At 65.7% G+C, this 15,196-nt stretch carries 12 protein-coding genes; 3 read left to right on the forward strand and 9 right to left on the reverse strand.

From position 1 onward, the window contains the following. Nucleotides 1-168: 168 nt before the first annotated feature. From cimA to cysS, 4 genes are all read right to left on the reverse strand, one after another. On the reverse strand, nt 169-1,761 hold the full coding sequence (gene cimA, locus M2320_RS17660) for a citramalate synthase (RefSeq protein ID WP_264598402.1): 1,593 nt from the start codon (nt 1,759-1,761) through the stop codon (nt 169-171). Further along, nucleotides 1,758-2,249 carry a GNAT family N-acetyltransferase gene (locus tag M2320_RS17665; RefSeq protein ID WP_264598403.1) on the reverse strand — a complete coding sequence of 164 codons (492 nt, stop codon included), beginning with the start codon at nt 2,247-2,249 and terminating at the stop codon, nt 1,758-1,760. Before M2320_RS17665 ends, cimA begins: the two co-directional genes overlap by 4 nt. Then, a complete protein-coding gene (locus M2320_RS17670; RefSeq protein ID WP_264598404.1) occupies nt 2,249-2,380 on the reverse strand; it encodes a hypothetical protein in 132 nt (43 codons plus the stop codon). The genes M2320_RS17665 and M2320_RS17670 overlap by 1 nt, the downstream gene beginning before the upstream one ends. 215 nt (nt 2,381-2,595) lie before the next feature. Beyond that, a complete protein-coding gene (gene cysS, locus M2320_RS17675) occupies nt 2,596-3,975 on the reverse strand; it encodes a cysteine--tRNA ligase (protein WP_264598405.1) in 1,380 nt (459 codons plus the stop codon). A 214-nt stretch (nt 3,976-4,189) separates the two neighbouring features. Between cysS and M2320_RS17680 the strand changes: the two genes are divergently transcribed. Beyond that, the gene (locus M2320_RS17680) at nt 4,190-5,170 is read left to right on the forward strand and encodes a cation diffusion facilitator family transporter (RefSeq protein ID WP_264598406.1); all 981 of its coding nucleotides are present in this window, start codon (nt 4,190-4,192) and stop codon (nt 5,168-5,170) included. Between the two features lie 52 nt (nt 5,171-5,222). On the opposite strand, the gene M2320_RS17685 is transcribed toward M2320_RS17680, so the two are convergent. From M2320_RS17685 to M2320_RS17695, 3 genes are all read right to left on the reverse strand, one after another. Beyond that, nucleotides 5,223-6,168 (reverse strand): IS630 family transposase gene (locus M2320_RS17685; RefSeq protein ID WP_264598407.1). Its coding sequence is split into 2 segments (ribosomal slippage): nt 5,223-5,829 and nt 5,828-6,168, totalling 948 coding nucleotides; the frame shifts between segments, so codons are not numbered across the junction. Nucleotides 6,169-6,326: 158 nt separating this feature from the next. Next, nucleotides 6,327-6,830: a hypothetical protein gene (locus M2320_RS17690; protein WP_264598408.1), complete on the reverse strand. Its 504-nt coding sequence runs from the start codon at nt 6,828-6,830 to the stop codon at nt 6,327-6,329. 24 nt (nt 6,831-6,854) lie between these two features. Then, nucleotides 6,855-9,167: an efflux RND transporter permease subunit gene (locus tag M2320_RS17695; protein ID WP_264598409.1), complete on the reverse strand. Its 2,313-nt coding sequence runs from the start codon at nt 9,165-9,167 to the stop codon at nt 6,855-6,857. Between the two features lie 306 nt (nt 9,168-9,473). On the opposite strand from M2320_RS17695, the gene aroQ reads away from it, so the two are divergent. Next, nucleotides 9,474-9,914, forward strand: coding sequence for a type II 3-dehydroquinate dehydratase (aroQ, locus tag M2320_RS17700; protein WP_264598410.1), 441 nt, complete (start codon nt 9,474-9,476; stop codon nt 9,912-9,914). On the opposite strand, the gene M2320_RS17705 is transcribed toward aroQ, so the two are convergent. Continuing rightward, a complete protein-coding gene (locus M2320_RS17705; RefSeq protein ID WP_264598411.1) occupies nt 9,911-10,201 on the reverse strand; it encodes a YdhR family protein in 291 nt (96 codons plus the stop codon). The two genes, aroQ and M2320_RS17705, sit on opposite strands and share 4 nt — an antisense overlap. Before the next feature lie 98 nt (nt 10,202-10,299). Between M2320_RS17705 and M2320_RS17710 the strand changes: the two genes are divergently transcribed. Further along, a complete protein-coding gene (locus M2320_RS17710; protein ID WP_264598412.1) occupies nt 10,300-11,634 on the forward strand; it encodes an ABC1 kinase family protein in 1,335 nt (444 codons plus the stop codon). Here the strand turns inward: M2320_RS17710 and M2320_RS17715 are convergent. Beyond that, nucleotides 11,623-14,853, reverse strand: coding sequence for a beta strand repeat-containing protein (locus M2320_RS17715; protein ID WP_264598413.1), 3,231 nt, complete (start codon nt 14,851-14,853; stop codon nt 11,623-11,625). The genes M2320_RS17710 and M2320_RS17715 overlap by 12 nt on opposite strands. Nucleotides 14,854-15,196 lie beyond the last annotated feature (343 nt).

The following is a 15,196-nucleotide window of genomic DNA, read 5'->3' on the forward strand; positions in this document are numbered from 1 at the left end:
TTCCGGAAGTGGATGTGCGCCAGAAGGAAAGCGCGGCGGGCGCTCGCCGGACCGACGGCGAGATCGGCGGAACGCGCCGCGCGCGCCCAGGCGATCACGCGGCGCCGCGCCCGGGCCTAACGCCCGGACGCATGCCTCAGCACTCAAAGGGACCGAGAAGCGAACCCCTCAGACGGCGCCGGCCTTCAACAATTTATAGTCGATGGCGTCGAGGAGCGCCTGGAACGAGGCGTCGATCAGGTTGGCGGACACGCCGACCGTGGACCAGACCTCGCCGTCCCTGTCGCCGAATTCGACGAGCACGCGGGTGACGGCGTCGGCGCCGCCCTGGAACACGCGCACGCGGAAATCGCGCAATTCAATATCGCCGGTGAATTGCTGGTATTTGCCCAAATCCTTGCACAGAGCCAGATAGAGCGCATGGACCGGCCCGTTGCCCTCGGCGGCGGAAATCAGGCTCTGGCCATCGACATTGACGCGCACCGTGGCTTCCGAAAAGGTTTCCAGCTCACCCTGCGCATTGTGCCGGCGTTCGACGTCGACGCGGAAACGCTCGACCTCGAAATAACTGGGAACCTGTCCGAGGATGCGCCGCGCCAACAGCTCGAAGGAGGCGTCGGCGCCCTCATAGGCATAGCCCTGCGCCTCCTTCTCCTTCACCTTATGGAGCAGCCGGTTCACGCGGGGATCGTCCTTGGCGACCTGGACGCCCAGGCGCTCCAGTTCGGCCAGAATGTTGGATTTTCCGGCCTGATCCGAAACCAGCACGCGGCGCTGGTTGCCGGTGCTTTCGGGCGTGACATGCTCGTAGGTGCGCGGGTCCTTCAACACGGCCGACGCGTGGATGCCGGCCTTGGTGGCGAAGGCGGACGCGCCCACATAAGGCGCGTGGCGATCCGGCGCGCGGTTCAGCAGCTCGTCGAGCGTATGCGACAGTTTCGTCAGGCCGCGCAGCGAGTCCAGCGACACGCCGATCTCATAGGCGTCGGCCATTTCCTTCTTCAGCAGCAAAGTCGGGATGATCGAGCACAGATTGGCGTTGCCGCAACGCTCGCCCAGACCGTTGAGCGCGCCGTGGATCTGCCGGGCGCCGCCGCGCAAGGCGGCGAACGAATTGGCCACCGCCTGTTCGGTGTCGTTGTGGGCATGGATGCCGAGATGGTCGCCCGGCACTTTTTCCGAGACTTTCCGAACGATCGCCTCGACCTCATGCGGCAGCGTGCCGCCATTGGTGTCGCACAAAACCACCCAGCGCGCCCCGGCCTTATAGGCGGCTTCGGCGCATTGCAGGGCGTAATCGGAATTGTCCTTAAAACCGTCGAAAAAATGCTCGCAATCGACGATCACTTCGCGGCCGGCCTTCACCGCCGCGCGGACGCTGTCCTCGATCCCCTCGAGATTTTCCTCGAGCGTGCAGCCGAGGGCGACATGGACCTGATAGTCCCAGCTCTTGGCGACAAAGGTGATGGTGTCGGCGGCGCTGTCGAGCAGCGCGGCGACGCCGGGATCGTTGGCGGCCGAGCGCCCCGCCCTCTTGGTCATGCCGAAGGCGGTGAAGCGCGCCTTGCGCGTCTGCCTGGTCTTGAAGAACTCGGTGTCGAGCGGATTGGCGCCGGGATAGCCGCCCTCGACATAATCAACGCCGAGCGCGTCGAGCAGGACGGCGATCTGTTTCTTGTCGTCGAGCGAGAAATCGACGCCCGTGGTCTGGGCGCCATCGCGAAGAGTGGTGTCGAACAGATAGACGCGTTCGCGGCTCATTGTGTCGGTCCCGTCATGGCAGGTAAATCTTTGGTCATGGTGGTGTTGCCCAAAACCTCCTCGCCGAGGAAGGTCATGTTGCGGCGCTGCGCGACATAGCCGCGGCGCGCGAAGAATTTTTCGGCGCTGTCGCTGGCGTCCACGGTCAGCTTTTTGGCGTGGCGCGCGGCGGCCAGCTTTTCCAGCGCGTCGCAAAGTGTGCTGGCGACGCCGCGCCGAGAGAAATTCGGGTGGACATAGAGCATGTCCAGAACGTCGGTTCCCTTCAGCGCGGCGAAGCCGGCCAGCGCGCCATCCGCGAGCGCGACGATGGTGAGTTTTGACGCGAGCTTTTTGGCGAATTCGGCCTCGTCGTCGGCGAGCGCGCTCCAGGCTTCGACCTGGGCTTCGGAATAGTCCTCAGCCCCCAAAACTTCGACGCTGGCGCGAAACAGGGCGGCGAGCGCGGGCGCGTCGGCCGGCAGCGCCGGTCTCAAGGCGACGGCCATCAAACAACCCCCTTCCAGCGCAGGACGAGATAGACGGCCAGCGCCAGCACGATGATTTTGATGGCGATATAGCCCAGCCAATGCGCGGGGAAAGGCAGGGAATCGCGCCAGGATTTTTGAGGTTCGGTCATGACGTTCTCAGTCCCGAAAGGTAGGGGAACTCCTTCTCCCCTTGCGGGAGAAGGTGGCTCGCGCGAAGCGCGAGACGGATGAGGGGACGCTGGTCGCAAGGGAAGAACCCCTCATCCGGCGTTGCGCGCCACCTTCTCCCGCCATAGGGCGTCCGAAAGGACGCCCGTCTTTCGACGGCCTATGGGGAGAAGGAGCGCCCGTCAGGTGTTGGGCCTCACCCCACCTCCCAAGTCGTCTCAAGCTCGCCGGTCTGCTTGTTTTTCGCGTCCATCAGCTTGACGCCCATGCCGACCAGCACGTCGCGCAACCGATCCGATTCCGCGAAATTCTTCGCCCGACGCGCCGCCAGGCGCTCCTCGATCAGCCGTTCCACCTCGGCCGCGTCAATGTCGGCCGAAGCCTTCGCGTCCCAAGCGGCGGGATCGTCGTGCAACAATCCCAAAAGATTCGCGGCGCGCAAAAGCGCGTCGGCCTCACCCGCCTTCGCCAGCTGGTGCAGCTCCGAAATCGCGCCGGGCGTGTTGAGGTCGTCGCACAAAGCCTCGACAAAAGCCTCGGCCAGCGCGCCCGCCGCCGGCTTTTTGTCGCGCAGCAGCGCGTACCAGCGTTGCAGGGTCTTTTCCGCTTCTTCAAGCGCCTTCACCGTCCAGTCGATCGGCTGGCGGTAATGGCTGCGCAACATGGCGAGCCGCAAAACCTCGCCCTTCCACGCCCGTCCCCCAAATTTCTCCTCATGCAGCAATTCATGGATGGTGACGAAATTGCCCAGGCTCTTGGACATTTTCTCGCCTTCCACCTGCAAGAAACCATTGTGCATCCAGACATTGGCCATCACGTCATGGCCGAAGGCGCAGCGGGTCTGGGCGATCTCGTTCTCGTGGTGGGGAAACACCAGATCGATGCCGCCGCCGTGAATGTCAAAGACCTCGCCCAGATGCTTGTGCGACATGGCCGAGCATTCCAGATGCCAGCCGGGCCGGCCAAAGCCCCAGGGGCTGTCCCAGCCGGGCTCGCCCTCTTTCGACGGCTTCCACAGCACAAAATCCATCTCGCCCTTCTTGTAGGGCGCGACCTCGACGCGGGCGCCGGCGACCATGTCGTCGAGCGAACGCCGCGACAATTTCCCATAGTCCGCCATGGAGGGCACATCGAACAGCACATGGCCGTCGGCGGCATAGGCGTGGCCGTTGGCGATCAGCCGCTCCACAATGCCGATCATTTCGGAAATATGGTCGGTCGCGCGCGGCTGCACATCCGGCGGCAGGCAGTTCAGATCCGAAACATCCCGCTGGAAGACCGCGTTGGTCCCCTCGGTCAGCTCGCGGATGGAAATGCCGCGTTCGGCGGCGCGGGCGTTGATCTTATCGTCGACGTCGGTGATGTTGCGAACATATTTGACGTGCTTGCGGCCATAAAGCTCCCGCAGCAGCCGGTAAAGCACGTCGAAGACGATCAGCGGCCGGGCGTTGCCGATATGGGCGAAATCATAAACGGTGGGGCCGCAGACATAGAGCCGCACCCGCGACGGATCGATCGGCGCGAAATTTTCGCGCTCGCGGGTCAAAGTATTGTAAAGTTTCAGTACCGCGGCCATGGGACTCCCCTGCTCTGGCCGGGCGTCGATCTCACAGGTTTTGAGGAGACATGACGGCGCCAGCCAGCTTTGCAGCTAGCTGATAATCGAAATCCGGCAAAGAATTTTCGACAGCGTCATGCCGCGACCATGCGGTTTTACGCGCCCCGCGTCAAGGGCGCGGGCTTGCTTCCGGTCAAGCGAGGTTTAGATTCGACGCAACGCCGGAGCCTTTATGCACGATCACGCCCACGACCACCACGATCACCACGACGGTCATGACCATGACCACCATGACCATGACCACCACCATGGCCATGGACACGCTCACGTCCACGCGCCCAAAAATTTCGGCCGCGCCTTCGCCATCGGCATCGGCCTGAACAGCGCCTTTGTGCTCATCGAGGCGGCTTTCGGCTTTTTCGCCAATTCCATGTCGCTGCTGGCCGACGCCGGGCACAATCTCGGCGACGTGCTCGGCCTCGCCGTCGCCTGGGTGGCGAGCGAACTGGTCAAAAGAGCGCCGAGCGCCCGGTTCACCTACGGCTTTCGCGGCTCATCCATCCTCGCCGCTTTGTTCAACGCCGTGTTCCTGCTGGTCGCCGTCGGCGCCATCGCCTGGGAGGCGATCTGGCGCCTGGGCGAGCCCCAACCCGTCGCGGGGGCAGTGGTGATGTGGGTGGCCGCCGCCGGCATCGTCGTCAACGGTTTTACGGCTTGGCTGTTCGCCTCGGGCGGCAAGGACGACATCAACCTGCGCGGCGCCTTCCTGCACATGGCGTCGGACGCGCTGGTCTCCGCCGGCGTGGTCGCCGTCGGCGCGGCGATCGCGTTGACCGGGGCGCTGTGGCTCGACCCCGTCGTCAGTCTGATCATCAGCGGCCTGATCATCTGGGGCACATGGCGGCTGCTGGTGGAATCGCTCAGCATGTCGCTGGCTGCGGTGCCGCCGCGCATCGATCCGGCCAAAGTCCGCGAATTCCTGTGCGCAAAACCGGGCGTCGCCGCGCTGCACGACCTGCACATCTGGCCGATGAGCACGACCCATGTCGCCCTCACCTGCCATCTGGTGATGCCGACGGGCCATCCCGGCGACGCTTTTTTGCACGAACTGGCGCAAGAGCTGGCGGAGAAATTCGGGATCGACCATCCGACCGTGCAGATCGAGATCGACCCCTCGCCCGCCTGCGCCCTGGCGCCCGACGAAGTCGTCTAGAGCCCGTTCGGTGAACTCCCGTTCACCGAACGGGCTTTAGAGCGGATTCGACTTAATCCGGATCATATCCTGCTGCGGCGAAGAAATTGGCGCACTCTTGCGGCGTGAAAGCTGACAGGAGCGCGCCTATCGCCTCCCATAGGCCCTCGACCGTTCGCTCCGCAGCTTTTCGCAGCAGCGCCTTGAGCTTTGAGAAGGCGTTCTCGATCGGGTTGAAGTCGGGACTGTAGGGCGGCAGATAAATCAGCTGCGCGCCCGCCGCTTCAATGGCGGCTCGGATCGCGGGACGCTTGTGGCTGCCGAGATTGTCCATGATCACGATGTCGCCGGGCGAGAGCGTCGGGACCAGCACGCGATCGACGTAAGCCTGGAACCAGGCGCCGTTGATGGGTCCGTCGAGCACCATCGGTGCGGTCATGCCCGTCAATCGCAGAGCGCCGATGAACGTCGTCGTTTTCCAATGGCCATGCGGAATGCTGGCGCGCAGTCTTTCGCCTTTGGGCGCGCGGCCGCGCGTGCGCGCCATATTGGTCGAAGCCCATGTTTCATCAATGAACACAAGGCGCTGCGGATCGAGGTCCAGTTGCCCTTCGAGCCAATCTTCGCGGCGCTTCAAAATGTCGGGCCGGGACTGCTCAGAGGCGTGCGCGGTTTTTTTTAAACGTCAGCCCACAGCGGTCGAGGAAGGTCCACAAGGTCGAGCGCGACGCTTTGACGCCTCGTTCCGCCGCCAACCGCTCCAGCAATTCGCTGATCGTCATGTCTGGCGTCGCCTCGATCAGTTTGAGCAGAAAATCGCGATGCGGGTCAAGTTTGCTGTGCGGCGGCTGACCTCGTTTGCGGGCCGTCCGCTCGCCGGTTTCCCGAACGCGTCGGACCCAGACGATGGCGGTCGCCACGCCGATCCCAAAGTGAGCAGCGGAGCCCCGGGCTGACTTGCCAGAAAACGCGGCGTCGATAACGCGATCACGCAAATCCTGGCTGTAAGATCGGGCCATGGGATTCCTCCCTCGCAATCACGAAGAAAGAATCGCATTGTTCAAGCCAGTTGGGAATCCCCCATTGAATCTGAAGCCGCCGAACGCGCTCTAGATTCTTGTTTGAACGCATTTTCTTCACGCGAACCGGCATCCACTTCGCTCGAAAATGCTCTAAATCAGCGCGACATGCTGACTTCGACGCGGGCGACATCGCCGCCGCTCGGCGCGAGGCTCAAGGACAGGCCGCGACCCGTGGCGCGCAGCGCCACGGAGGCGACAAAAGTTCCGCCGTCGACGCGACCGCTGAACGTCCCATCGCTCACGCGGCCGCTGATCGCGCCGGTGACGCCCCGCGTCGCCTCCGACCAGCTGCCGCTCACCGCGCCGCCATCGGCGCGCACGTTCGAGGTGATGCTGAACTTGTAGCTGTCGCTGGCGCAGGTGATGGTCTGCGACATCGCCCGGCCGCCCTCGCCGACGCCGGCGCGGGCGCGGCAGGAAATACGTTCGCGGTGGCCATCGGAGCCGATCACCGAGCCGCCGCCATGAAAATTCCCGGCGAAAGCCCCGAACGGACCAGCGCCTTTCGCCTCCGCGGGCTCCGCCTGCGCCGGGGCCGCACAGGCGAGCGCGAGCGCCGCGGCCGCAAATGTGGTGGCCAAATTCATCTTGAAAGACATATCGCTCTCCCTTGCAACAACGGATCAATTGGCGAGGCGGCGGCGCCGCCCCAGCCGCATCAGCGCGGCGACGGTCGGACGCAGGATCAGCAGGTCGGCGACCAGGGCCGCGATCATGGCGAAGGCGCTGAGCCAGCCGAACAAGCGTAGCAGCGGCAGGTTGGAGAAGGCCAGCGCCTCGAGGCCGCAGGCCAGCACCAATGCGGTGAGGATCAGGGCGGGTCCGATCAGGATGGTCGAGCGGGCCACCGCCCGCGTCGGATCGGCATCGGGCTCGTCCTCCTGCTGCATCCTGTTGATGAAATGTATGGTCGCCGAGAGCCCGAGGCCAAAGGACACGATCAGGGCGATCACGCTGGCGAATTGCAGGCCGTCGCCGAGATAGCGCAGCAGCGCGCCGGCAAGGAAGACCGGAAACACGCCGGCCGGCACGCAGGCGAGCGCGACGGGCAGCGAGCGGAAGGCGAGCCCGATGAAAGCGGCGACAAAGGCGAATTCGATGGTCAGCCCGCGGTTGAGCTTGTCGATCATGTCGGCGCTGTTGCGCGCGGCGATCACGGACAGGCCGGTGGGCTGGATGGTGTAGCCGGGATGTTTGGCGCGCACGGCGTCGAGCCTTGCGTTCAATTGCTCGACGATGGGCAGCAGCCGTCCCGCATCCTTGTCGGGCACGCGTCCGGAAATCAGCGCGGACTGCCGGTCCGGGGTGACGAAGCGCCCGACCAGGAAAGGCGGCAGCATGTCGACATATTGTTCGAGCGTGGCGACATCGCTCTGCCCGAGCTTTTCCGCGAGCCAGCGGCGCAGGGTTTCGACCGACCAGACGTTGGCGATCCCCGGCTGCTCCTCCATGGCGCTGTGCACCTCGCCCAGCACCGCCAGCGTCTCCGGCGTGTAAAGACCGGCGCCCGAGGGGAAGCCGACGAACACGTCGATCGGATTGGCGCCGTTCAGCTTGGCGTCGAGCCGCTCGCTGGCCTCGACCACATGCTCCTGGTCCGGCGTCAGATCGGCGAGCCGATAGCGCGGCGTCAGCCCGGAATAGACAAAGCCGAGCGCGACCACGACGACGAGGCCGATCAGCGCATAGGCGCCAGGCCGGCGCAGCATGCGCTCGGCGACGAAACCGCAAAAACTGCGCAGCGCCTGCACGCCGAAGTCGCGGCCGGCCGCCGGCAGCACCTCGCGGCGCGGCGCGATCAGCACGCCGAGCGCCGGAATCAGCGTGAGCACGGCGACGAGCGCGATCAGGATCGACAGCGCGCCGGCATGGCCGAAGGCGCGGATCATGTCGGAATCGGAGAAGAACAGCCCGACCATGGACAGGCCGGCCGCGGCATGGGTGAGCACGCAGGCCGGCCCGACGACGCGCAAAGCGGCGGCAAAAGCCTCCTGGCGCGTCGCCCCGGCGATGATCCGGTCGCGCGCCGCAAAAGTCATCTGCATGCTGTCGGAAAAACTGATGACCATGATCAGCGGGGTCATCACATTCAAAAACATGTTGAGCTGGAAACCGAGCCAGCCGAGCGCCCCGAGCGAAAACAGAATGGCGGCGAGCGGCGGCGCCGCCGCGATGATCATGAAGGAGATGCGGCGGAAGAACAGGATGGCGATCAGGCAGCCGGCGGAGAGGCCCAAGGCGTTGTAGACGATGCGGTCGCGCTCCAGCGCCTTGCGGATTTCGAGCTGCATCACGGGCACGCCGGACAATTGCGCGGTCACCGGCGCGCCCGCGAGATTTTCGTCCAGCGTGCGCCTGATGTCGCCGATCACGGGCCCAAGCCGCCGCCCGTCGACAATGTCCGGTTCCAGCGACAGCACGACCAGGGCGAAATCGCCGTTTTCGGAGAGCAGCCGCCCGCGCACGAGTTCGTTGGCCAAAACCTGTTTGACGAGCGCCTGATAAGCCTCGCCCTCGGGCAGCGGGTCGGGGAACAGCGGCGTCGGCAGCCCGCCGTTCAGCGCCGGCTGTCGCGCGGAAAACATCGAGATCACCCCGCGCGCGCCTTCCACCAATTGCATGTCGGTGACGGCGGCGCGCAATTTCTCGACCGTGTCGCGCTCCAGCACATCCTTGCCCTCGACCACGACGAGGACGTCATATTCGGACGAGGGGAATTTCTTCGAAATCTGCTCGAACTGGCGGAATTCGGCGGAATCGTTGCGGAACAGCTGGCTCAAGGAATCGTCGATGGCGATGCGCTGGACGCCGAACACGGCGACGACCGCGAGCACGGCGGCGACAATGACGGTCAGGATCGGCGCGCGCAAGCCGAGCCGCCCGATACGTTCAAGTCCGAGCGCGATGGCCCGCTGGTTTTCATCGGAATTGGGCACGTCGGCAGTCCATTGAGACAATTCATGTCCGGCTGAGCCGGAAACGCGGCTGTCGCCACAGGGTTGCTAAAAACTGAACCGACGCACTCAAGCCGTGAAACGTAAAAGCATCCTTAACGATGTGCAGTAGAAAAAAAAGCTCGGATTTTGTCAACGGAGCGCTTGAGCGCGGCTGTCAAGAAAAGCCAACATTAACCTAGCGTCATCACGCCATTTTTGTTGCCTCCGTCACAGGATCGGGAGAAGGTCCCGCAAAGGTCAGGGCAGCCGAACGGGCGCGCCGCCACGTTTAACGGAACATCAACCATGAGCCGCATCGTCTATCTGCTGAACGGCCCCAATCTCAACCTGCTCGGCAAACGCGAGCCGGAGATTTACGGCCGCGAGACCCTCGACGACGTCGAGCGCGACTGTCGCGCGCTCTGCGCCGAATTGAAGCTCGACCTGCGTTTTTTTCAAAGCAACCGCGAATACGAGCTGATCGACTGGATTCACGAGGCGCGCGGCGTCGCCGGCGGCATTGTCATCAACCCCGCCGCCTTCACCCACACCTCCGTCGCCCTGCTCGACGCGCTCAACGCCTTTGAAGGCCCGGTGATTGAGGTCCACATTTCGAATGTCCACAAGCGCGAGTCGTTTCGCCATCACTCCTACGTGTCGCTGCGCGCCGAAGGCGTGATCGCGGGCTGCGGCGTGCAGGGCTACCAGTTCGCGCTGCGCCGCGTCGCCGCCCTGCTGGAGGCTTAGGCGTTCTCGACCGTGACGGGCGCGTGATAAAAGGAAATCTCGGGCGCGACGCCATAGACCTGCGTCACTGTCTCCCGCCACGCCTCAGTATAAAGCCGCTCGGCGGCGGCGCGGTCGCCCCAGAAATAGACCGCGCCGGCCGTCAACCCGTCCTCGGACAAAAGATAGGTTTTGCGCAGCAGACCCTCGCGGCCCCGATATTTCGGCGCGGTGCCCTCGAACTTTGTCTTCGCCTCCTCGAGCGTCATCGGTTTTGACAGCGCGAATTTCACATGGGTCACGATCACGGCGCCCTCCTCCTTTACGGCGCAGAATTATAGCACGCGATCCCATGGCCGGGCCCGAGGCGGCGCCCTACATGTTCACGGCAACCCCGGGAGACCCCATGTCGCAACGCCGCTTCGAGAGCAAAGCCCTGGCCGTTCCGAGTTCGCGCCTGTCGCGGCTCTCCCGCCTCGGCGGCCTCGCCTCCGCCATCGCCGGCAATGTCGCCGCCGATGCGGCGCGCCGTTTTGTGCGCGGCGAGCGCCCGCGCATGGAGGACCTGCTGCTCACCCCCGCCAATGCGCAAAAACTCGCCGACGAACTGGCGCGGATGCGCGGCGCGGCGATGAAGGTGGGACAATTGATCTCGATGGATGCAGGCGATCTGCTGCCCGCCGAACTCGCCGACATTCTGGCGCGCCTGCGCGCCGAGGCCCATCACATGCCCTGGGTGCAGTTGCGGCGCGTACTGAACCAGGCCTGGGGCGCGGACTGGCGCCAAAATTTCGAAACTTTTGACACGCATCCGATCGCCGCCGCCTCGATCGGCCAGGTTCACCGGGCGCGGACGCGCGACGGCCGCGACCTCGCGATAAAGGTGCAATATCCCGGCGTGCGCGCCAGCATCGACTCCGACGTCAACAATGTCGCCGCGCTGATCCGCATCGCCGGCCTGATCCCCAAAACCGTCGACATCGCGCCCATGCTCGAAGAGGCCAAGGGCCAATTGCATGAAGAGGCGGATTATGAATACGAGGGCCGCCGCCTCGCCGAATTCGGCGCGCTGCTGGCGAACAACCCGGATTTTGTCGTCCCGGCGCTCGACCCGGATCTCACGCGAAAAAACATTTTGGCGATGGATTTTGTTGACGGTGTCCCGATCGACGCTCTCGAAACCGCGCCGCAGGCGGAGCGCGACCGCGCGATGACGCTGCTGATCGGCCTGCTGTTTCGCGAACTCTTCGAGTTCCGCCTGATGCAGACCGACCCGAATTTCGCCAATTACCGCTACGCGCCCGAAACCGGCCGGATCGTCCTGCTGGATTTTGGCGCGACGCGCGCCTTCCCCGAAGAATTTGTCGCGCTCTATCGCCGCCTGCTGCGCTCAGGCATGGAGGGCGACCGCGCGGGCCTGCGCGACGCCGCGCGAAACATCGGATTCTTGTCCCCCAAAGCGCCGGCCGGGCTGGAGCGGGCCATGCTCGACATGTTCGAATTGTCGATCGAACCGTTGCGCCAACAAGAACCCTTCGACTTCGGCGCCTCGGACCTCGCGCTGCGGCTGCGCGACGCCGGCATGGCGCTGGCGGAGCATCGCGAACACTGCACTCTGCCGCCGATGGACACGCTGTTCCTGCAACGCAAATTCGGCGGCATCTATCTGCTGGCGACGCGAATGCGGGCGCGCGTCGCCCTGCGCGACTTGATCACCCCACATCTCTCATCAGGGGTTTAGCAGCGCCAGCAGCGCATCGATCTGGCTCCCCGACATGGCCTGCAACTGGTTGGTGGTCAGGGCGCTGGCCTGCGCCGTGGTCAAGCCGGCGATGGTCGTGGTCGACAATCCAGCGATCTGCGACGTGCTGAGTTCGCCCAGGATCAGCGACCGCCACGCGGTCGAGGAAGCGGCGTTGAGCTCGGAGGCCTTCAGGCTCTGGACCTGCGCCGAGCTCAGCGCCTGCAGCTGATCCGTCGACAGCCTGTCCAAGGCGGCCGCGCTCAGGCCGGAAAGCTGGAGGGCGCTGAGCTGGTCCACGGCGAGCGCGCGGATGGAGGCGGTCGCCAGGCTTCCGATCTGCGCCGATGTGAGGGCGCGGGTCTGGTCGCTGGTCAGCCCGGAAAGCTGGGTCGTGGTCAGATTGGCCAGCGCGGTCGTGGACAGCGAGGCGATCTGCGCTTTGGTGAGCCCATAGACCTGTGTCGCAGACAGGCCTTGCAGCTCATCGGCGCTCAAGGCGCCGATCCCGGCGGTGCTCAGCGCGCCGATTTGCGCGGAGCTGAATCCGCTCACCTGGGCGCTGCTCAGCGCGCCGACTGCGGCGGTCGAAAGCCCCGCGAGTTGGGACGTCGAGAGCTCGCCGATGTCGAGCGCCTGGACGCCGGCGCTGCTCAGAGCGTTGATCTGAGAGGCTTTCAAGCTTTGGGTCTGCGCGGTGCTCAAGGCCTGCAGCTGCGCCGTCGACATCCTGCCGAGCGCGCTCGCGCTCAGGCCGGAAAGCTGCGCCGTGCTGAGCTGGCCGGCGCTGAGCGCCTGGACCGAGGCCGAGGCCAGACCGCCGATCTGCGCCGCCGTGAGCGCGCGGACCTGAGCCGAGGTCAGCCCCGACACTTGCGCCGTGGTGAGGTTGGACAAAGCCGCCGTGGACAAGGCGCCGATCTGCGCCGCCTTCAGCCCCGACAGCTGGTCGGAGGACCAGCCCTGGATTTCGTCAGCGCTCAGCGCGCCGACCTGCGCGGCGCTCAGGGCGCCGATTTGCGCCGAGGTGAGGGCGTGCACCTGGCTGCTGCTCAATTGGGCGACGGAGGTCGACATGCCCGCAATCTGCGCGCTCGACAATTCGCCGACGTCGAGCGCCTGCAGCGCCGCGTCGCTCATCGCCTTGAGCTGGGCGGCCTTCAGGCTCTGGGTCTGCTCCGTGGTCAGCGCCTGCAGCTGGGCCGTCGAAAGTTTTCCGAGCGCGGTCGCGCTCAGGGCGGAAAGCTGGGCCGTGCTGAGCTGGCTCACCGCGAGCGCCTGGACGGAGCCGGTGGCGAGACTGGCGATCTGCGCAGCGGTCAGCGCGCGCGTTTGCGCGGTTGTCAGCGCCGAGAGCTGGCCGGTGCTGAAGGCGCTGAGCGCGGTCGTCGACAGCGCCGCGATCTGCTCGCTCCTCAGCCCCGCCATTTGATCGGCGCTCAGACGCTGGAGTTCGTCGGCGCTCAGCGCGCCAAGCCCGGCGGCGCTCAAAGCGGCGACTTGCGCCGAAGTCAACCCGCTCACCTGGGCGCTGCTCAGCTGGGCGGCGGCGGTGGTCGACAGGCCGGCGAGTTGCGTGGTCGAGAGTTCGGACACGTCCAGCGCCTGGAGGGCGGCGGCGGCGAGGGCGTTGAGCTGGACAGCCTTCAGGCTTTGCGTCTGCGCGGTGGTCAGCGCCTGCAGTTGCGCCGTCGACAGTTTGGCCAGCGCGGTCGCGCTGAGGCCGGACAGCTGCGCCGTGCTGAGCAGGTCGGCGGCCAGCGCCTGGACGGACGCGGTCGCGAGGCCGGCGACTTGCGCTGCCGTGAGCGCGCGGGTCTGCGCCGTCGTCAAGGCCGAAAGCTGGCCGGTGGTGAAATTGCCCAGCGCGGTCGTCGACAGCGCGCCGATTTGCGCGGCCTTCAGCCCCGCCAATTGGTCCGCGGTCCAGCCCTGGAGTTCGTCCGCGCTCAGCGCGCCGAGGCCCGCGGCGCTCAGGGCGCCAATCTGCGCCGAGGTGAAGCCGCTCGCCTGGGCGCTGCTCAGCTGGGCCGCGGCGGCGGTGGAAAGGCCGGCGAGTTGCGCGGTCGAAAGTTCGGACACGTCCAGCGCCTGGAGCGCTGCGGCGGCGAGGGCGTTGAGCTGAACGGCCTTCAAGCTTTGCGTCTGCGCTGTCGTCAGAGCCTGCAGTTGCGCCGTCGACAATTTTGTCAGCGCGGTCGCGCTCAGGGCGGACAGCTGCGTCGTGCTGAGCTGGCCCGCCGCGAGCGCCTGAACGGAGGCCGTGGCCAGCCCGGCGATCTGCGCCGCCGTGAGCGCGCGCGTCTGGTCCGTGCTCAGGCCGGACAGCTGCCCGGTCGTGAATTTGTTGAGCGTCGCCGCGGAGAGCCCGGCGATCTGCGTCCTGGTGAGCGCGCCGATCTGCTCCGGCGACCAGCCCTGCAGTTCGTCGGCGCTCAGCGCGCCAATGTCGGCGGCGGTCAAGGCGGCGATCTGCGCGGATGTGAAACCGCTCACCTGGGCGGCGCTCAGCTGGGCGGCGGCCGCGGTGGAAAGGCCCGCGAGTTGCGCGGTCGAGAATTCGCCGACGTCGAGCGCCTGAAGCGCGGCGGCGCTCATGGCGTTGAGCTGGGCGGCCTTCAGGCTCTGGGTCTGGGCGGTGGTCAGCGCCTGCAGCTGATCGGTCGAAAACTTGCCGATCGCGGTCGCGCTCAGGCCGGAGATTTGCGTGGTGCTGAGCAGGCTCACCGCCAGCGCCTGGACCGTGTCCGAGGCGAGGCCGGCGATTTGCGTCGCCGTGAGCGCGCGCGTCTGGTCCGTGGTCAGCGCCGCCATTTGCGCCGTGGAGAACTTGTTGAGCGTCGCCGCGGAGAGGCCGCCGATCTGCGTCCTGGTGAGCGCGCCCATCTGCTCCGGCGACCAGCCCTGCAGTTCGTCGGCGCTCAGCGCGCCGATCTGGGCCGCGGACAGGCCGGAAATCTGCTGGGTGGTGAAAGCGTCGACCTGGGTTTGCGTCAGCGCCATGAGCGCGCCAAGCGTCAGTCCGCTCACCGCCGTCTTCGAAAAACCGCTGATCTGACTGGCCGAGAACGCCTCCAGCGCCTGCGTCGTCATCGCATTGATCTGCGTGGCGCTCAGGGCGCTGACCTGACCGGTCTGCAGGGCGGCGACGTCGTCCGTGCTCAGCGCGCGCATCATCGCCTGGGTCAGGGACGAGATTACGGTCGATCCGACGATCATGGCGCTGCTCTCCCGGCGCCGTGAACCGCGCCGTTTCAATGGACTGTTCGCAAAGCTCTCACCCCGGCGCCGCCATGGGTCGCCCAGGGGATCAACAAACATGGCTCGCGCGAGCCCGGCGCCGGTCACATGATGTGTACGAAAGTTCAGGCTTCCGAAACGGCTCCCCCGATCGCGGCGACGCAAGCCACAACCTAAGGTTGTGTACTGAAGCGGCTGTTAATTTTCCGTTAACCGTGCGCGCGCTTTGCGCTCGAGCCGCCTGCGCGCTCTACGGAGGTCCAAGCCGAAAGGCGCGGAAGCATAGCCCCCGCCGCGCAAGCTCCCCGCTCGAATTAACGGT

It is taken from the genome of Rhodoblastus acidophilus (assembly GCF_025961575.1).
Taxonomy (GTDB): Bacteria; Pseudomonadota; Alphaproteobacteria; order Rhizobiales; family Beijerinckiaceae; genus Rhodoblastus; species Rhodoblastus acidophilus_C.